Here is a 16,325-nt window from a genome sequence, read left to right on the forward strand (position 1 = left end):
AAAACAGGAGCTCAATGGTGTCCGTGTCCGCAGTACGCATCAGCTCGGCCGTCATGACCCACCCTGTGCGCAAGGACCAGGCGGAGGAGCTGGCCGACCGCCTGGGGCTCGGGGGGCTGGCCCTGGACCCGGATCCGGACGGCACCCCGTCGGCGCTGCGGACGGCACTGGTGGCGTGGGCGGCGGCTGATTCCGGGGCGACCCACCATCTGGTGGTGCAGGACGATGTCGCCGCACCACCGGGACTGCTGGACCTCGTCGCCCACTGCGTGGCCCGGTTTCCCGGCGAGGCCCTGGTGTTCTACACCAACTGGCACGCACGCAACGGTGCCGCGTCGCGGCTCGCCGCACTGGCCGGAGCCGCCTGGGTACGCGCCGTCCCGGAGGAGTTCACTCCGTCCCTGGCCATCTGTCTGCCGACGGACGAAGCCGCGGAGTTCCGCCGGTTCGCCCGGGACAGCTCGGAGCGCCACGACGACGAGATGCTGTCCGTCTTCTTCCGCGCTCGCGGCCGGATGGGCCTCCTCGCGGTCCCCAACGTGGTGGAGCACATCGGTACCAGCAGCATCAACGGGCATGCGGCACAAGGCATACGACTGGCCGCCTGCCCTATGGACGCCGCCGGCGCCGAGGGGATGCTGCGCGGCGGGTGGGTCCTGGAGGAGCCGGGCCTGCTGCCTTACATGCGGTACGGCGAGGGCTATCTGCGGCCGGCCTGTCAGGAGGCCGCGGCGGACGGCCGGCGCGAACACGTGCGGTGGCGTGACGCGTTGCCCGTGGCCGGGCTGACGCAGGAGCGCGTCCGGGACGTGGTCGACGTAGAGATGCCGTCCGATCTGACCGCCGGTGTGGCCCGGCTCTTCGGTGCCCTCTTCGCGGAGGAGCTGTGGACCCACTGTCTGCTCCTCGGCCGCCAGGCAGCGGACGCCGCTCGTCGGCACGCGCCCCCGGGCGGCGCGGACACCGCGGCCCTCACCAGGCTGAGGCAGGCCGCCGTGTGCACCGTCGGGCCCGCCGGTCTGCCCGCCGAACGCCGCCCCGAGGCCGGGCCGGCGCAGAGGCGGCTGATGGCGGAGTTCGCCTGGACCGCTATCCGGTGCGGGGAACGGCTCCTGGACGACTGACGTCGTGGATGACGTCGTGGGTGGCCGCGTGGGTGACGTCGTGGGTGATCCACACGCCCGGCTCCCAGTAAGTGCCGAGATCCCGCCCGCGGTCGACGGTCAGGGTGGCGAGGCCACCGGGGAAGACGTACTCACCGTCGCCCGGGAGCGGCATCCCCGTCCAGCTCTCCCACTCGCCGACCGTCCCGGTGATCCGCGACGAGCGCGCGGAGGCAGCGGCGACGGCGCCCCCGGCACCGACCTGCGTACGGATCCATGGGTCGAAGGGAGACCCGTCGCCGCGGGTCCAGGCGGCGTAGCGCTCGATCGGTATGAGGGGGTACCGCTCCTTCCAGGTGGGCCGCACCGGCACGATCACCGTGCCGAGCGCCGCGCCGCGCGCGGTCGCCGCCATCTGGTCCAGGAGCACCTTCGACAGGCCCTTTCCCTGATGGGCCGCCGCGACCTCGATTCCCAGGGCGCACAGCACGTCCGGGTCGCGCCCGGCGTCACGCTCCTCGAAGGCCAGCGCGATGGAGTGGTCGAGACCGGGTCCGAGCCCTTCTGCCGTGCCGTCCCAGGTACGGGGCAGGGAGCGGCCCGCGCCGACGATCTCGTCGCTCCCGTCGTCGTACAGAACGAACTGGTAGTCGCCGAAGTCCTCGAACAGGCGGTTCCAGTAGTCGCCGTTGATGTCGCCGTGAAGGTTGTACTCCGGTACGACCCCGGCGAACTGTGCAGGGATGCGGTCCCACAGTTCCGGTCGTTCCGAGTGACGCACCACAACGAGGGGCATGGGGGCCGGACTCCTCTCAGGCCGGAACGGCCGCTTCCCAGACGATGACCAAAGGGATGCCGTCCCAGGCGGCGCGGGCCGCGTCGGCGATGTGCTCCTCGTATCCGCCGGGGGCCAGCCGTCCGTTGAAGAGGGGCTCCTCACAGCCGAGCACGGTCAGGCCGGACCGCCTGAAGGCCGCCAGGTAGCGGCTCGGCAGATGAACGTGGTTGCGGACGAACGCCAGGCGCTCGGGGCCGTGGACGAACAGACACTGCCCCTGGAGCGAGATGACGAAGGGGTGCATGTCGGAGATGACGATCCGCCCGCCCGGCCGGACGACGCGCGCCAGTTCGGAGATACCCGCGGAGAGGTCCGGAAGGTGCGTCATCGCCAGCGAGCACACGGCGAGATCGACGGAGTCGTCGTCGAGGGGGAGGTTCTCCAGATGCCCGACGCGGTACTCGGCGTCGGGCGCGTGGCCGCGGGCCTTCTCCAGCATCTGCGGCGACTGGTCCACGCCGATGGTGCGGTAGCCGCGCGAGGTCAGGGCCAGCGTCTGCCGGCCGGTGCCGCAGGCGGCGTCGAGCGCGGTGCCGCGCGCCCCGCCCGCCCCGCCTGCCCGGCCCTGGTCGAGGAGGGCGTGCACCACCGGCTCCTCCACCTCGATGTAGGAGCTGGGGAGGGAGTCGTAGACGGCGGACCAGGCCGCGTATCCGTCCGCCGCGTCCAGTTCCCCGACGGCCGCCCCGCCGTCCGGCAGCGGCTCGTCGCCGACGGCGAACCGGCGGATGTCCTCGACCCGCTCGCGCAGGAACTTCTCGTCCCCGTCGATGGCGTGGCGCAGCAGCGCCAGGCCCTCAATTCCCAGAACCAGCTCCCGTACGCGGAATTCACCGCTCATTCGGCTGCCCCTCACTGATCAGTGGAAGGTTCTGCGTCGGCCTCCGCACTACCCCACCGGTGGATAACAGAGTCGACCGGCCGGGTCTTGTGTCCAGAACGGGCCCAGGAGTGGCCGGTTCGCGCCGTGTCGTTGTCGAACCATCGGCGGCCGCCTAATATGACGGGCCGACGCGATCCAGGGGGCAGTGTGATAGAAGGCTATGTCGGCCGCGAAAGCGTCACCGCAGGCGATTGTCTGTTCCTTCACGTCTCGACGGACGCCCCTCTTTTCCGGGTGCGTTTTTACCGGCTCGGAAAGGAGCTGGACTTCGTCGGAGAATCGGCGTGGAAGCCTGGAACGCTTCATTCACCTCCGGTCCACCCCGATGGGCATCCCGGGAGGGCTTCCCCCGCAGTCGACTGGGACTGGCCCGCCGTCTCCTTCCCCATCCCGGACGATTGGAATACGGGCATCTATCTCGTCCAGTTCATCGAGGGAGGGCCGGGTGGAGAGGAGTACGCGGAGTACGCGCCTCGTCTGGATTCCGACAGCATCGAGGGGTTCGAGCGGGAATTCTTCGTGGTCCGGCCACGGCATCCGGGCCGGCGCGCACGCATCCTCTACAAGAAATCCACTCTCACCCGGCACGCGTACAACAGGTCGGACCGGCGGGGCGAGGAGCGGGCCGCCAGCCTGTACGACAATCCGGTGTACCAGCGGGGCGGCGACGGCGCACCGCGCGGTCACAAGGTCAGCCTGCACCGGCCGGGCGGCGTCATCGACCTCGCGTACTGGGACGCCCCCTTCATCTCATGGCTCGAACGCAACGACTACGCCGTCGAATACTGCACGGACCTCGACCTGCACGAAGATCCCGAATTCCTGGCGCCCTACGATCTACTGCTCAGCGTCGGGCATGACGAATACTGGAGCGCGGCGATGCGCGCCCACGTGGAACAGTTCGTGCGCGACCGTGGAAACGTCGCCTTCCTGAGCGCCAACACCTGCTGGTGGCGTGTCCATCCGACCGAGGGAAACACCGCCTTCGTATCGGACACCGACCACCATGTGGGCGACATGTATCCCCATCTGCCCGCCACCGACCTTTGGTGGCGTCCCCGCCCCGAAGGTGTCGGAGATCCGGAGAACGGACTCACCGGAGTCAGCTTCCGCAACGGTGGAATGTGGCCGAGCAGCGAATGGCCGGGAGACCGGCCACGTGCCGGATACACCGTGCAGCACGCCGATCACTGGATCTATGAGGGCACCGGGCTGCGCGACGGCTCCGACGGGGGGATTCCCGACGCGCTCGGTGCCGGAACTCCCCTCATCGGTTACGAGTGCGACGGTGCCGCGTTCGCCTACGACAGCGACGGAATCGCGTGGGCGACAGGAATCGACGGAAGTCCGGAATCCTTCCTCATTCTCGGTATCCATGTCCTCGACCCCGTCCACGAGGATTTCCACCATTTCAAGTGGGGGCACTGGAACGGCGCGGTGCGCGAGCCCGCGATCACGAGTCCGCGCGCCGCCACCATGGGCCTGTACACCGCGGGTGGCACGGTGTTCACCGCCGGTACCACCGACTGGCCCGTCGTCTGCGGCCGGGAACAGGACCCGGGCGTCGTGCGCGTCACCCGCAACCTGCTGGACCGGCTGACGCACCGGTCACCAGCGGAGCCGTGAGATGCCGCAGGCCGGTGATCCGCGCCGCCCCCGGCGGGAGGGGCGGCGCCACGCCTTCCACCGCGCGGTCCGGCCGCCACAGGTGCACGGCGCGCATGCCCGCGGCCAGGGGCCCCTCCACATCGGGCCCCCAGACGTCACCGACGAACAGGGCCTGCTCCGGCCGCAGGCCGCAGCGGTCGAGCACCGCCCGGTAGGCCAGGGGGTGCGGCTTGCGCGCCCCGGCCCGCGCCGAGCTGACCGCCACATCGACCAGCCCGGCCAGGCCCACCTCGTCGAGGCACCGGTCGAGATCCCAGAACCAGTTGGAGCAGACGGCGACCAGCAATCCCCGGCCGCGGAGCTGGGCCAGCACGTCGGGCACATCGTCGAAGAGCGCGAGCCGGATGTCCTTCATCGCCCGGTCCAACTCCGCGACGAGCCCGGCCAGTTCGCGCTCGGGCACCCCGCAGGCGCGCGCCCTGCGTCGGAGCCGCTCCCGCTCCCAGGCCGTGTACGCCTCCTCGCTGACGGAGTGGGCCATGTGCTCCTCGCCCTCGCGCGGCCCCACCGCCCACTGGTCCCCCCACCGTTCGCCCTGCTCCCTCAGGCCTCTGCGGGCGAAAATCGCCCGGTGGCTGGGCGGCAGCGGCGGGACCATCCGCACGAGAGTGCCGTAGAAGTCGAAGATCACTGCCCGGATCACGTCGTTCAGAACCGTCCGTACCGGCGCGGGAAGTAGTCCTCCAGCGTCCCCTCGCGCTCGATGTCGACCGTCGAGCAGTGCAGGCCGCCGCCGAACGGGCCCACCGCGCGGAACGGCACCGGGACGATCTCGAACCCGTACGACGAGAGCTGGTCGGCCAGGCGCACCTCGTTCTCCTCGACGCACAGGGTGTCGTGGTCGAGGTTGAGCATGTTCGCCGCCAGCCAGGGGCTGCAGAAGGAGAGCTTCGGCGGGTGGTCCCAGCTGGCCGGCTGGACCGCTTCGACGACCTCCCAGTCGTTGAGCTTGAAGAACTCCATCAGTTCGGCGTCGGCGAGCCGCTCACCGCAGTGCAGGACGAGGCCGGGGCGCAGCGGCACCCAGGTGGAGTCGATGTGCAGCGGATGGGTGTTGGTCGAGGTCACCGCGTGCACCCGGTGGTCGGGGAAGTGCCGCCTGAGCCAGTCGTACCCGCCGCGGTTGGTGACGAACGACAGCTGGACGAACAGGTCCTTGCCGAAGCGCGCCACGTCGGCGGCGTCGAACAGCGGCTCGGCCTCGGTGAGCACCAGGTCGTAGTCGCGCACTCGCGCGAGCTGTTCCTCGGTCGTCAGTTCGTTGAACGTGTCCCAGAAGCCGGGCTTGTAGGAGGCGTCCGTCAGCCGCGGTTTGGGCGCCGCCTCCCAGCGCATCCTCGCGTCACCGTCGAACAGTCGTTGCAGCACCGGCCGGTAGCAGAGGTACTCGAACCAGCGGCTGCGGTACGACATGGTCGCTTCCAGGACCTCGTTGCCCACGGTCAGCAGGAGGTCCCTGGGAGGCATGCAGCCGAACATCGAGTCGTGCGTCCACTCGGGCGTCGACACGGCCCGCGTGAAGTCGACGGGCGTCGGGCGGTCCACGCGGATGCCCCGCCGTTCCAGCAGCGCGGCGAAGTCGTCGAGCTGTTCGTCGGCTTCGGCCACCATGTCCGGCGGCATGGGCCCGTACGTGCCGAGGGGGAAACCGTCGTCCGGGTAGTCGCGTCGTACCGCGTGCTCGGGTGCCTGCACCACGGTGCCTTCGGCCCGCCCGACGATGACATGCCGAAGCGGGTCCCAGCCGTTCCAGGAGTTGACCCGTAAGGGCCGGGTGCCGGAATCGGTGGAAGTCGTCCTCTGCTCGGTCACGTACTCACCCTTCGATGGGGGGCATGAGCGGATGGGGAGCATGAGCGTCAGGAGCAAACGTGGGGCAGCGGACCGTCACCGTCAAGAGCCGCTTTGTCACACGCCGCTCCCTCTGACTCAAAGCGGCTGCCCCTCCGGGGGCTGCCGGTGTCTTCAAGCCGAAACGGGGTGGCACCGTGCAGAAGCCCCGTCCGGTCGGGTAGTTACTGACTCTCCCGACGACCGCCACGGAGGAAACCATGGCACTGCGACGGCTCCGCTGGCCCGTGTTGCTCGGCAGTCTCCTGCTGCTCGCGCAGGCGGGGTGTACGTCCGGTGGCCGGGACGCGCGTGGCGAGGGAGAGCTGACGGTGTGGCTCACGGTCGACGCCCGGGAGAGCTGGCCCGAGCTGGTGGCCTCGGCCAACGCCCGCTTCGCCGAGAAGCACCCCGGAACCGAGGTGAAGGTCCAGTACCAGCAGTGGACCAGCAAGAACCAGAAGCTCGACGCCGTACTCGCCGGCCGGGACGTCCCCGACGTGGTGGAGATGGGCAACAGCGAGACCACCAACTACATCGTCAACGGCGCCTTCGCCCCGCTCGACCCGAAGCGGTTCGACCGGTCACGGCAGTGGCTCGGCGCGCTGGCGGACGCGTGCCGGATGGACGGCAAGACCTACTGCGTGCCGTACTACGCGGGCGCCCGCGTGGGCATCTACCGGACCGACTACTTCAAGCGGGCCGGCGTCAGCCGGGCGCCCCGCACCTACCCGGAGCTGCTCGCGGCCCTCGACGACCTGAAGAAGGAGTACGGGAAGGACCGCAACTTCTCCGCCTTCTACATGCCCGGCCGGTACTGGTACGCGGCCATGGCGTTCGTGAAGGACGCGGGCGGCGAGATGGCCGTCGAGAGCGACGGCCGCTGGCGGGGCGCCCTGTCCTCGCCCCGGTCCGTCGAAGGACTGACCGCCTGGCACAAGCTGCTCGACACCTATTACGTCGGCGACCGCGCCAAGGACAACGGGGACCAGCCGGCCGTCGTGGGACAGGGGCGCGTGGGCGTCTTCTACGGCAACACCTGGGAGGCCGGGGCCGCCGCCGACAGCCGCTCCGGCGGGGACCCGGCGCTGCGCGGCCGGTTCGCCACGTTCCCCTTCCCCGGCCCGTCCGGGAAGCTGCTGCCTCCCTTCCTCGGCGGGTCGACCCTGGCCGTCCCGGTGAAGTCCGGGAACCAGGAGCTGGCCGCGGAGTGGATCCGCGTCTTCACCGACCGCACCTCACAGCGCCGGCTGATCGCCGCCGACACGCTTCCCAACAACACGGTCCAGCTGCGTGATGTCGCGTCCGGCGGCATCAACGGCCCCGCCGCGCGGGCCGCCGAGCGGGGGTGGGTGACGCCCCTGGCACCCGGATGGACCGCTGTGGAGAAGTCGAACATCCTCCCGGAGATGCTGGAGACCATCGCCACCGGCAAGAAGTCGGTACGGGCCGCCGCCCTGGAGGCGGACCGCAGGATCGACGCCGTGATCAATGAGCACTGAGGCGACGAAGCCGCCGCCGGCCCGGCAGGCACCGGCCCCGGAGCCCCGCGGTGCGCGCCCGGCCGGACACCGCGGACGGCGGGCACCCGGCGGGCGCCACCGTCTGATGCCCTATCTGCTGATCGCCCCGACCGTGCTCTCCCTGGCCGTCGTGCTCGGCTATCCGCTGGTCGACATGGTCCTGCTGTCGTTCCAGGACATGACGCGCAAGGAGCTGTTCAGCGGCGCGGCCCCGCCCTGGGTGGGGTTCGACCAGTTCCGGACGGTCTTCGGCGACAGCTTCTTCTGGACCGTCGTGGCCCGCACCGCGCTCTTCACCGTCGTCTGTGTCGTCCTCACCATGCTGCTCGGTCTGTTCACCGCACTTCTGATGCGCAGGGTCTCGACGTGGGTGCGGCTGATCATGGTCTCGGTGCTGATCGCCGTATGGGCCATGCCCGTCATGGTCGCCGCGTCGGTCTTCCGCTGGCTGTTCGACGCGGACTACGGAGTCGTCAACTGGCTGCTCGGCCGGCTGCCCCTGGTGGACTTCACCAAGCACAACTGGTTCACCGACCCCTGGCAGGGATTCGCGGTCATCACCGGAGTCGTCGTCTGGGGAGCCGTACCCTTCGCGGCGGTCACCCTCCACGCCGCGCTCACCCAGGTTCCGCCGGAGCTGGAGGAGGCGGCGCTCCTCGACGGCGCACGGCCCACGCAACTGTTCCGGCACGTCACCTTCCCCGTCATCAAACCGGCCTTCGTCATGGTCACGACGTTGATGGCCATCTGGGACTTCGGCGTGTTCGGCCAGATCTGGCTGATGCGCGGCGGCCAGCCCGAGCGGGAGTACTACCTGCTGGGCGTCTACTCCTTCATCGAGTCCTTCGCCGTCAACCGCTACAGCACGGGGGCCGCGATCGCCCTGGTCACCGTGGTGCTCCTGCTCGCCGGGTCCGTCGTGTACCTACGTCAGATGCTGAAGATGGGGGAAGTCGAGTGAGCCGTCCGCTGAACCGTCGTCCGCGGCGCGGATACGACCTGCTCGGGCTGCTGGTGACGGCCGTGGCCGGATTCCCCGTCTTCTGGATGCTCCTCACGGCGTTCCGGCCCGCCTCCGAGATCCTGCGGTACCCGCCGAGCTTCTGGCCCGGCGAGCTGACCCTGGGGAACTTCACCCGGGCCATGGGGACGGAGACCTTCTGGGCCAACGCCCGGTCCAGCGCCCTCATCGGCCTGGGCACCGTCGTCGTCTCCCTCCTGATCGGCACGCTGGCCGCGTTCGCCCTCGCCCGGTTCCGCTTCGCCGGACGCAAGGCGTTCGTCCTGGTGATCCTCGGTATCCAGATGGTCCCGCTCGCCGCCCTGGTGATCCCGCTCTATCTGCTCCTCAACGAGGTCGGCCTGACGGACACCCTGAGCGGGGTGGTCCTCACGTACCTCGTCTTCATGCTGCCGTTCACCGTGTGGATGCTGCGCGGGTTCATCGCCGGTATCCCCGTGGAGCTGGAGGAGGCCGCGATGGTCGACGGGTGCGGCCGGTTCGGTGCCTTCCGGCGGATCGTCCTGCCGCTGCTCGGGCCGGGTCTCGTCGCCACGTCCGTGTACGCCATGGTCCAGGCCTGGAACGAGTACGTCCTGGTCTACGTGCTGCTGTCCAGTACGGAGAAGCAGACCCTCAGCATCTGGCTGGTCTCCTTCCAGACCGGCTTCGGCACCGACTACGGCGGACTGATGGCCGGTGCGACGCTCACCGCCCTCCCCGTCGTCGTCTTCTTCCTGATCGTCCAGCGCAAGATCGCCGCGGGACTCGCCAGCGGCGCGGTCAAGGGGTAGCCGCGGTACGGGAGCCGCGGGCCACGCCGACCGATTCCCTCGTCCACGACCATGAGGAGATCGCCATGCCGTCAGACCGTCTTGACCTGGTGTCGAAGCTGTACCAGCCCAGGGACTGGCCACGGATCCTGGAAGTCGCGTCCGGCGCCCCCTCCGCCGCCCCCCTTGTCGTGGACCTCGACCCGACGACCTTCTGCGACCTGGCCTGCCCCGAGTGCATCAGCGGCAAGCTGCTCAACCAGGGCCGCTTCACGCCCGAGAGGCTCGCCGCGCTCGCCGAGGAGCTCGTGGCCATGTCCGTACGGGCGGTGGTGCTCATCGGCGGCGGCGAACCGCTGGCCCACCGCGGCACGCGCGGGGTCCTGCGCATCCTGGGCGAGGCGGGGCTCGCTGTCGGCGTCGTCACGAACGGCACCATGATCAAGCAGAACCTGGCGGAGCTGGCGGAGTACGCCGCCTGGGTACGCGTCTCCGTCGACGCCGGTACCAGTGAGACGTACGGCGTGTTCCGCCCGGACCGCAAGGGCGGCAGCGTCTTCGACAAGGTGATCGCGAACATGCGGCTCCTTGCCGATGCCAAGCGGGGCGCCCTCGGCTACTCCTTCCTCGTGATGTCGCGGCAGCTGAAGGACGGCAGCACGGTGAGCAACCACCACGAGGTGCTCCAGGCCGCGGAGCTGGCCCACGGCATCGGATGCGACTACTTCGAGACGAAGGCCATGTTCGACGACGACCACCACGTCATCGATGTGCCACAGCAGTTGCTCGACTCCGTCGACCGTCAGCTGGAGAAGGCCGCCGGGCTGGAGAGCGAAACGTTCCAGCTCGTCAACTCCTCCACCCTGACGTCCCTCAGGACCCACGTGGGCCCGGTCCAGCCGAAGGACTACCACCGCTGCCCCGTGGCCGAATTACGCACCCTCGTCACACCGTCGGGCGTCTATGTGTGCGCGTACCACCGCGGCAACCCGCTCGCCCGGATCGGCGACGCCGTGACGGACGACCTGGCCGACATCTGGCGGGACTCCGACCGCGGCATGGTGGACCCGAGCAGGGACTGCCGCTTCCACTGCGCACGCCATCGCTCGAACCTCGAACTGGAGGAGATCGCGAAGGGCGGCGGCAGGCCCTTGCTCGCCGACGACTACGACCCGTTCATCTAGGCGCGTTCATCCAGGTAGGTCATCCAGGCGCGTTCATCCAGGCGGGTTCATCCGGCCGAGGCCGACCCGGCCGCCGCGCGGGCGGGGATCACCCGGGCCCGCGGGTGGGCCGGGCGCAGCGCGCGGCGGACCGCCTCGACGACCTCCGGCTGGTCGGCCGCCGGGCAGACGCCGACCAGCGCGCCGCCTCCGCCGGCCCCGCTCAGCTTGAGCGGCAGACCGGCGGAGCGCAGAGCCAGGTCCCGCAGCTCCTCCAGCAGAGGCGTCGACATTCCCTGGAAGTCGCGCATGGCCTCGTGTGCCCGGCTCATCGCGGCACCGACCGCGATGTGGTCGCCCGCTCCCAGCGCTTCCCACACCGCCTTCGACGCCTCGTCGGCGCGGGCCAGGTACGCGGCCAGATCCGCGTCTCCGGCGGCGAGCTGCGCCCGCACGGAGCGGATGTGCCCTCCGGTGTCCTTGCGGCTGCCGGAGTCCACGACGACGACGGCCAGGGCCTCCGGGAACTCCATGCGCTCCCGTATCGCCGGGAGCCCGCTCGCCCTGCCCTCCAGCAGCAGCGCGCCCCCTTCGACGACGGCGAGATGGTCCATGCCGCCGCCGTTGAACACCGCGAACTCGAATTCGTACGCCCACTGGGTCAGGGTGCGCACCGATATGGGCACGTCCGGCCCGCACGCGTCGGCGAAGGCGCGGAAGAGCGCCACGATCAGCGCGGTGGACGACGAGAGGCCGCTCGCGGCGGGCGCGTCGCTGCGCACCGAGACAGCCGGGGGCCGCGGGGCGAGCCCCGGCAGCCTCTCCCGCAGGAACGCCCACACCTCCGTCGGCCAACTCCCGGCGGGCTGGGGGCTCTTGGCTCCCGTGTCCGAAGGCGGCTGCTCCGGCGGGCGAACCTCCACGGTGGTCGTCAGGTCCAGTGCCAGACTCACCGCCCGGCCGCCCAGCCAGTCCAGGTCCTCGCCCGACAGACAGGCCCGGCACGGCACGACGGCGCGCACCGCCTGCTGCGCGCTCATCGGGCCTGGAACCTTCCCGTGGAGCGGAACGCGTCCAGCATGTCCAACGCCACCGCGGTCGGCGGGTGCAGAGGCCGCGGAGCGTCCCCCGGGAGGCGGAACTCCGCCTGCCGCACCTCGTCCGCGCCCGGGGACAGCTCACCGGACCAGCGCGTGGCCATGAAGCACAGGGCAAAGCAGTGGGTGACGTCCCCGTTGGGATAGGTGAGCGTGTGCACCTTCGGGTCGGAGATCGAACCGAAGGCGACCAGGTCCGCCCGTTCGACTTCAAGACCGGTCTCCTCCGCGAGTTCCCGCACGGCCGCGTCGGCGAAGTCACCGCCCTCCTCGCACGCCCCCGCCGGCAGTTCCCACACGCCGGAGTCGGCGCGCTGCTGGAACAGCACCCGCCCGGCGTCGTCGAGGAGCAGGACCTGGACGCCGGGTACGAGCAGTGGTCTGCCGCCCACCAGTTGACGCAACGACCAGATGTAGGAACCGACATAGCTCATCGCGTGTCGCCTTTCGCGTCGCCGTGACCACTCGTCAGCGAGGAGGCTGTCACGCGACCGACTCGGTCAGCCAGTCGGGGACCACGTGCGGAGTGGCGGTCAGCCACCGGACGTACCGCTCCACGCCCTCGCGCACCCCGATGCGCGCCTGCCAGCCCAGCAGGTCGCGGCAGCGCGCCGTGGAGGCGTACCCGCCGAGCGGATCGCCCTTCGGCCGCGGGGTGGTGACGCACCGGGAACCGGGGAAGTGCGGGGCGATGAGCTGGGCCACGTCACGTACGGATGTCGGCACGCCGGTGCCCACGTTGACGGTCTGTCCCGCCATCCGGTCCTCGACCAGGGCCAGGGCCGTGGCCGCGGCGACGTCGTCGACATGGACGAGGTCCCGCACCTGCGAGCCGCCCCCGTTGAGCCGCATCGGCAGTCCCGCCCGGGCGTGCATGGCCAGCCAGGGCACCATCCACGAGTGGCTGCCCGGCTTGGGGACCTGCGGGTCGCCGTAGACGGAGAAGTACCGCACCACCGCGTACTCGGTCCCGGACGAGCCGCCGAGCATCAGCCGCGTCTGGTGCTCGGCCCACAGCTTGGAGTTGGCGTACACGGACAGCGGGAACAGCTGCTGGTCCTCGTGGAACTCCTGCGGGCCCCGGGCGTCGCGCGGGCCGTCCCCGTACACCGACGCCGACGAGACGAGCACCAGTCGACGGACCCGGGAGGCGGCGGCCTGCTCCAGGACCACCTGGGTGCCCTGCACGTTCGCGCGGAAGGCGATGTCGGGCCGCTTGGTGCACGCGGCGACATCGGCGTAGGCGGCGGCGTGCACCACGTAGTCCGCGGCCCGGCACAGACGGCGCACCGCGTCCGGGTCGCAGACGTCGCCGATCACCGTCCGGGTTCCGCGCCGGGCCAGTGCGAACATCTCGTGAGTGGGTTGCGGGTAGGCGTCCATCCGGTCCAGCACGGTCACCTCGGCGCCCGCCCTGTGCAGCAGGAACACGAGACGGCTGCCGACGAGGCCACCGCCGCCGGTGACGAGCACGCGCGCGTCGCGCAGCTTCTCCAGCCGGGGTGCTGCGGGTGCCTCGGAGGCGGCGGCCGCCGTTCCGTCCAGCCCTGTGGTCATGGGTATCCCCTCGTGCGTCCGGTGTGTGCTCGGGTGCGTCCTGGGGTGCGTCCGGCCAGCATCCGTGCCGCCCGACGGCCGGTACCAGAGGGCCTTTTCGGCGCTCTTGCGGGGCCCGGGGCCTCGCCGTAATGTCCGGATCCGGCTGCGGCACCCAGGCACGGGGGACCCCCGGGACACGTGGAGGGCGCGTGACGCGTTATCGGTTGAGCGGTGTGGTGATGACCCACCCGAAGCGACGTGAAGCCGCAGAGAGACTGGCGTCGGGGGCACCGCCGGGGGCGCTCCGGGTCGTCATGGACCCCGACCCCGGAGGCACGCCCTCCGTGCTCCGTACGGCGCTGGCCGCCTGGTCCGCCATCGACGAGGGGGCCACCCACCAACTGGTCGTTCAGGACGACATGGTGCTGTCCGAATCCCTCTTCGAGCGGGCCCGGCTGGCGATCGAGGAGATGCCCGACGCGGCGCTCGCCCTGTTCGCGCTCTGGGACTCGCGCAATGGAGCCGCCGTGCGCTTGGGAGCCATGGCGGGGGCCCGGTGGGTGGGAGCGGTCAACGAGTACTTCCCGTGCGTGGCCATCATCCTGCCGCGTCGCGTCGCCGACGGGTTCGTGGAGTACGGCAGGAGCCGCCTCGGAGGCTGGCCCGACGACATCCTCATGTACCGCTACCTGCGTGGACAGGGCGTCCCCCGCTATGTCTCGGTGCCGAACCTGGCCGAGCACGAGGACCGGGGCAGCATCTCCGGCAACGCGTTCCGGGGGCCGCGCCGGTCCGTGTGCTTCCTGCCGTCGGACCGCCCCGGCAGGGAGGGCCTGCGGCTGACCGGCGTGAACGTGATCCCGTTCTTCAAGCACGGCGTCGCGCAGTGCGCCGTCCGTGTCACCGCCCCCGGTCCGCGTCGCTGGCTGCACCTCGACTGCGAGCGCTACCTCGAAGGCGCGGGCGTCCCGGCGGGCCTGCTCCGTCCGTCGCCCGGCCGGGCGGGCGCGGGCGCGGAGGCGAGCAGCGTACGAGGGACCTGGCTCACCGCCTTCACCATGGGATGGGTGGACCGGCGGGACGGACACCGGCCCGCCCCCCACGGACCGGGCGTCTCACCGGACCCCGCGGTCCTCGCCGAAGCGCTGGCGACCATCGGTCCGGGCGGCATCAGCCACACGCGGACCGAGGAGCAGATCGCGGCACGCAGGGAAGAGCTCTCTCATGTCGCCCGGGACGGCATGGAGGCGGGCCGGGAAGCAGCCGAACGCGTCTCGGCGCCGCGGACGAGCCGCCGGACGCCTCCCCAGGTGCCGTCTCGGGTGCTGTCCCGGACGCCGTCTCCGGCGGGCCGGGTCGCGGTGCTCGGAGCGGCGACTCCCCTCGGCGAACACGTCGTACGCGGGCTCGCGGACCGCGGCCACCCGGTGACGGCCGTCGCCTCGGTCCGCCCGTTCGACGAGCCCGGGTGGGGCGCCGTCGTCGACCTGAAGGGGCTCGAACCGGGCCCGCGGGGCGCCGCCGCCCGCCTGACCGTCCGGCTCCGGACCGGCCCCGACGGCACACCGCCGGCCGGCCCCGTCATGTACGTCCTCCATCCGGGCGATGTGTACGGCCCCGGCTGCTCCCGGGACACTCCGATCGGCCGCATGGTGTGGGACGCGCTGCGCAGCCGCCCCGTGGTTGTCGACGAGGATCCGGACAGCCCGCTGCACCCGCTGCATGTCGGTGATCTCACGGAAGCCGTGTCGCTGGTCCTGCGCACGCCCCCCGCCGCGCATGCCGGGCGCGTGCTCACCCTCGCCGGGCCGAAGCCGTGCACGGTCGCCGACATGGCGGAAGCGGTGTGCGGAGCGGTCCGCCCCGTGGGGATCGAGACGGTGCCCATCCGTGCGGTGGGGCCCCGTCGGCCGCTGCCCGCCGACGGGGCCCCACCGGACGGGTGGGCACCGACGACCGGCCTCCACCGCGGACTCCACAGCTTCGCCCAGTGGTTGGCCTACGAAGGAACCCAACTCGTACCGGACTGAGGGGCGGGAGCCCGGCGGTGACGGCGGCGCGTCGGCTGTCCGGGTGAACGGCACGCCGTGGCCGGGAAGGCGGGAGCCGCCGTGGAAGACATAGGTCTGGGCGCTGTCCATGCGCCCGTATTCCGATCACCGGCCGGCGTGCGGGGCGTTCCTGGGCCGGTTCGAAGGGAGCAGTACCGATGCGCAGACGACTGCTGTCCGCCGCCGCCGTGGCGGTGGCGCTGTCCGGTATATCCGCGCCGTACGCGTTCGCCGCCGGGGTGGGCGCACAGGACGAGATGTTCACGAAACGGGCCCATCAGGGCAATCTCGCGGAGATCGCGGCAGGACAGGACGCCGGGAGGAACGCCACCACCGAGTGCGTGAAACACGCCGGCGGTGTCCTGGTGCGGGACCACTCCAAGCTGGACGCGGACCTGAAGACGCTCGCCGGCAAGCTGAACGTGACGCTGCCGGGCTCCCCCTCCCCGCAGCAGAAGAAGGAGCTGGCCGCCGTACAGGCGAAAGCCGGCGGCCCGGCGTACGACGCGGCGTGGCTCACCGCCCAGGACGCCGCGCACCGCAAGACGCTCGCGCTGATCGACCAGGAGCTAAAGGCGGGCAGGAACGCCGAGGTCAAGGCCGCCGCCCGCGCCGCCCGCCCGGTCGTGGCGATGCACCTGGACATGGTCAGCGGCGGCACCTGCCACGCGGCCAAGAACGCCGGAACGGTCCGGGCCGGTGGTGGAGGCCACCTGGCCGCCGCCGAGGTCGCCCTGGCCGGCGAGGGCTCCCTGGCCGCGGCCGGGGTGCTCAGCGTGGCCGGCGGCCTCCTCGCCGCCGGAGGGGCCGCCTGGTCCTGGCGCACCCGTCACCGCTCGGCGCAGCGGCGCTGAACC

General features: G+C 71.1%; 15 protein-coding genes. 8 read left to right on the forward strand and 7 right to left on the reverse strand.

From position 1 onward, the window contains the following. Window positions 1-14: 14 nt before the first annotated feature. A complete protein-coding gene (locus tag ACWDZ7_RS32530; RefSeq protein WP_451801985.1) occupies window positions 15-1,124 on the forward strand; it encodes a hypothetical protein in 1,110 nt (369 codons plus the stop codon). On the opposite strand, the gene ACWDZ7_RS32535 is transcribed toward ACWDZ7_RS32530, so the two are convergent. Together ACWDZ7_RS32535 and ACWDZ7_RS32540 are read right to left on the reverse strand one after the other, a co-directional pair. Beyond that, window positions 1,090-1,899, reverse strand: a complete 810-nt coding sequence (locus tag ACWDZ7_RS32535; protein WP_451801987.1) for a GNAT family N-acetyltransferase — start codon at window positions 1,897-1,899, stop codon at window positions 1,090-1,092. The genes ACWDZ7_RS32530 and ACWDZ7_RS32535 overlap by 35 nt on opposite strands. 16 nt (window positions 1,900-1,915) lie before the next feature. Next, complete coding sequence (locus ACWDZ7_RS32540) at window positions 1,916-2,782, reverse strand: class I SAM-dependent methyltransferase (RefSeq protein ID WP_451801988.1); 867 nt, start codon at window positions 2,780-2,782, stop codon at window positions 1,916-1,918. A 189-nt stretch (window positions 2,783-2,971) separates the two neighbouring features. Between ACWDZ7_RS32540 and ACWDZ7_RS32545 the strand changes: the two genes are divergently transcribed. Next, a complete protein-coding gene (locus ACWDZ7_RS32545) occupies window positions 2,972-4,450 on the forward strand; it encodes a N,N-dimethylformamidase beta subunit family domain-containing protein (RefSeq protein WP_451801989.1) in 1,479 nt (492 codons plus the stop codon). Here the strand turns inward: ACWDZ7_RS32545 and ACWDZ7_RS32550 are convergent. Both ACWDZ7_RS32550 and ACWDZ7_RS32555 read right to left on the reverse strand, forming a co-directional pair. Then, complete coding sequence (locus tag ACWDZ7_RS32550; RefSeq protein ID WP_451801991.1) at window positions 4,398-5,135, reverse strand: HAD family hydrolase; 738 nt, start codon at window positions 5,133-5,135, stop codon at window positions 4,398-4,400. The two genes, ACWDZ7_RS32545 and ACWDZ7_RS32550, sit on opposite strands and share 53 nt — an antisense overlap. Window positions 5,136-5,140: 5 nt before the next feature. After that, a complete protein-coding gene (locus tag ACWDZ7_RS32555; protein WP_451801993.1) occupies window positions 5,141-6,304 on the reverse strand; it encodes a serine/threonine protein kinase in 1,164 nt (387 codons plus the stop codon). Window positions 6,305-6,543: 239 nt separating this feature from the next. On the opposite strand from ACWDZ7_RS32555, the gene ACWDZ7_RS32560 reads away from it, so the two are divergent. From ACWDZ7_RS32560 to ACWDZ7_RS32575, 4 genes are all read left to right on the forward strand, one after another. Further along, on the forward strand, window positions 6,544-7,824 hold the full coding sequence (locus ACWDZ7_RS32560) for an extracellular solute-binding protein (RefSeq protein ID WP_451801994.1): 1,281 nt from the start codon (window positions 6,544-6,546) through the stop codon (window positions 7,822-7,824). Continuing rightward, entirely contained in the window at window positions 7,814-8,806 is a 993-nt protein-coding gene (locus ACWDZ7_RS32565; protein WP_451801996.1) for a carbohydrate ABC transporter permease, read from the forward strand. Before ACWDZ7_RS32560 ends, ACWDZ7_RS32565 begins: the two co-directional genes overlap by 11 nt. Next, window positions 8,803-9,639 (forward strand): carbohydrate ABC transporter permease, encoded by an 837-nt coding sequence (locus ACWDZ7_RS32570; protein ID WP_451801998.1) that lies wholly within the window; start codon window positions 8,803-8,805, stop codon window positions 9,637-9,639. The genes ACWDZ7_RS32565 and ACWDZ7_RS32570 overlap by 4 nt, the downstream gene beginning before the upstream one ends. 65 nt (window positions 9,640-9,704) lie before the next feature. Further along, window positions 9,705-10,802: a radical SAM protein gene (locus ACWDZ7_RS32575; RefSeq protein ID WP_451802000.1), complete on the forward strand. Its 1,098-nt coding sequence runs from the start codon at window positions 9,705-9,707 to the stop codon at window positions 10,800-10,802. A gap of 47 nt (window positions 10,803-10,849) precedes the next feature. Here the strand turns inward: ACWDZ7_RS32575 and ACWDZ7_RS32580 are convergent, their stop codons facing one another. Genes ACWDZ7_RS32580 through ACWDZ7_RS32590 form a run of 3 tightly spaced genes read right to left on the reverse strand, consistent with a single transcriptional unit; the run spans window position 10,850 to window position 13,435 of the window. Continuing rightward, the gene (locus ACWDZ7_RS32580; protein WP_451802002.1) at window positions 10,850-11,821 is read right to left on the reverse strand and encodes a mevalonate kinase family protein; all 972 of its coding nucleotides are present in this window, start codon (window positions 11,819-11,821) and stop codon (window positions 10,850-10,852) included. Beyond that, window positions 11,818-12,312: an NUDIX domain-containing protein gene (locus tag ACWDZ7_RS32585; protein ID WP_451802004.1), complete on the reverse strand. Its 495-nt coding sequence runs from the start codon at window positions 12,310-12,312 to the stop codon at window positions 11,818-11,820. Before ACWDZ7_RS32585 ends, ACWDZ7_RS32580 begins: the two co-directional genes overlap by 4 nt. A gap of 49 nt (window positions 12,313-12,361) precedes the next feature. Next, window positions 12,362-13,435 (reverse strand): NAD-dependent epimerase/dehydratase family protein, encoded by a 1,074-nt coding sequence (locus ACWDZ7_RS32590; protein ID WP_451802006.1) that lies wholly within the window; start codon window positions 13,433-13,435, stop codon window positions 12,362-12,364. A 191-nt stretch (window positions 13,436-13,626) separates the two neighbouring features. On the opposite strand from ACWDZ7_RS32590, the gene ACWDZ7_RS32595 reads away from it, so the two are divergent. Continuing rightward, window positions 13,627-15,447, forward strand: coding sequence for a hypothetical protein (locus ACWDZ7_RS32595; RefSeq protein WP_451802008.1), 1,821 nt, complete (start codon window positions 13,627-13,629; stop codon window positions 15,445-15,447). Between the two features lie 179 nt (window positions 15,448-15,626). Next, on the forward strand, window positions 15,627-16,322 hold the full coding sequence (locus ACWDZ7_RS32600) for a DUF4142 domain-containing protein (protein ID WP_451802010.1): 696 nt from the start codon (window positions 15,627-15,629) through the stop codon (window positions 16,320-16,322). Window positions 16,323-16,325: the final 3 nt, after the last annotated feature.

This window comes from Streptomyces sp. NPDC003032, assembly GCF_053591415.1.

What these genes read in the sequence shown, in the direction of transcription:
- ACWDZ7_RS32530 (WP_451801985.1), top strand. Translation starts at nt 15, where the DNA reads ATGGTGTCCGTGTCCGCAGTACGCATCAGCTCGGCCGTCATGACCCAC.
- ACWDZ7_RS32535 (WP_451801987.1), bottom strand. Translation starts at nt 1,899, where the DNA reads ATGCCCCTCGTTGTGGTGCGTCACTCGGAACGACCGGAACTGTGGGAC.
- ACWDZ7_RS32540 (WP_451801988.1), bottom strand. Translation starts at nt 2,782, where the DNA reads ATGAGCGGTGAATTCCGCGTACGGGAGCTGGTTCTGGGAATTGAGGGC.
- ACWDZ7_RS32560 (WP_451801994.1), top strand. Translation starts at nt 6,544, where the DNA reads ATGGCACTGCGACGGCTCCGCTGGCCCGTGTTGCTCGGCAGTCTCCTG.
- ACWDZ7_RS32565 (WP_451801996.1), top strand. Translation starts at nt 7,814, where the DNA reads ATGAGCACTGAGGCGACGAAGCCGCCGCCGGCCCGGCAGGCACCGGCC.
- ACWDZ7_RS32575 (WP_451802000.1), top strand. Translation starts at nt 9,705, where the DNA reads ATGCCGTCAGACCGTCTTGACCTGGTGTCGAAGCTGTACCAGCCCAGG.
- ACWDZ7_RS32580 (WP_451802002.1), bottom strand. Translation starts at nt 11,821, where the DNA reads ATGAGCGCGCAGCAGGCGGTGCGCGCCGTCGTGCCGTGCCGGGCCTGT.
- ACWDZ7_RS32585 (WP_451802004.1), bottom strand. Translation starts at nt 12,312, where the DNA reads ATGAGCTATGTCGGTTCCTACATCTGGTCGTTGCGTCAACTGGTGGGC.
- ACWDZ7_RS32590 (WP_451802006.1), bottom strand. Translation starts at nt 13,435, where the DNA reads ATGACCACAGGGCTGGACGGAACGGCGGCCGCCGCCTCCGAGGCACCC.
- ACWDZ7_RS32600 (WP_451802010.1), top strand. Translation starts at nt 15,627, where the DNA reads ATGCGCAGACGACTGCTGTCCGCCGCCGCCGTGGCGGTGGCGCTGTCC.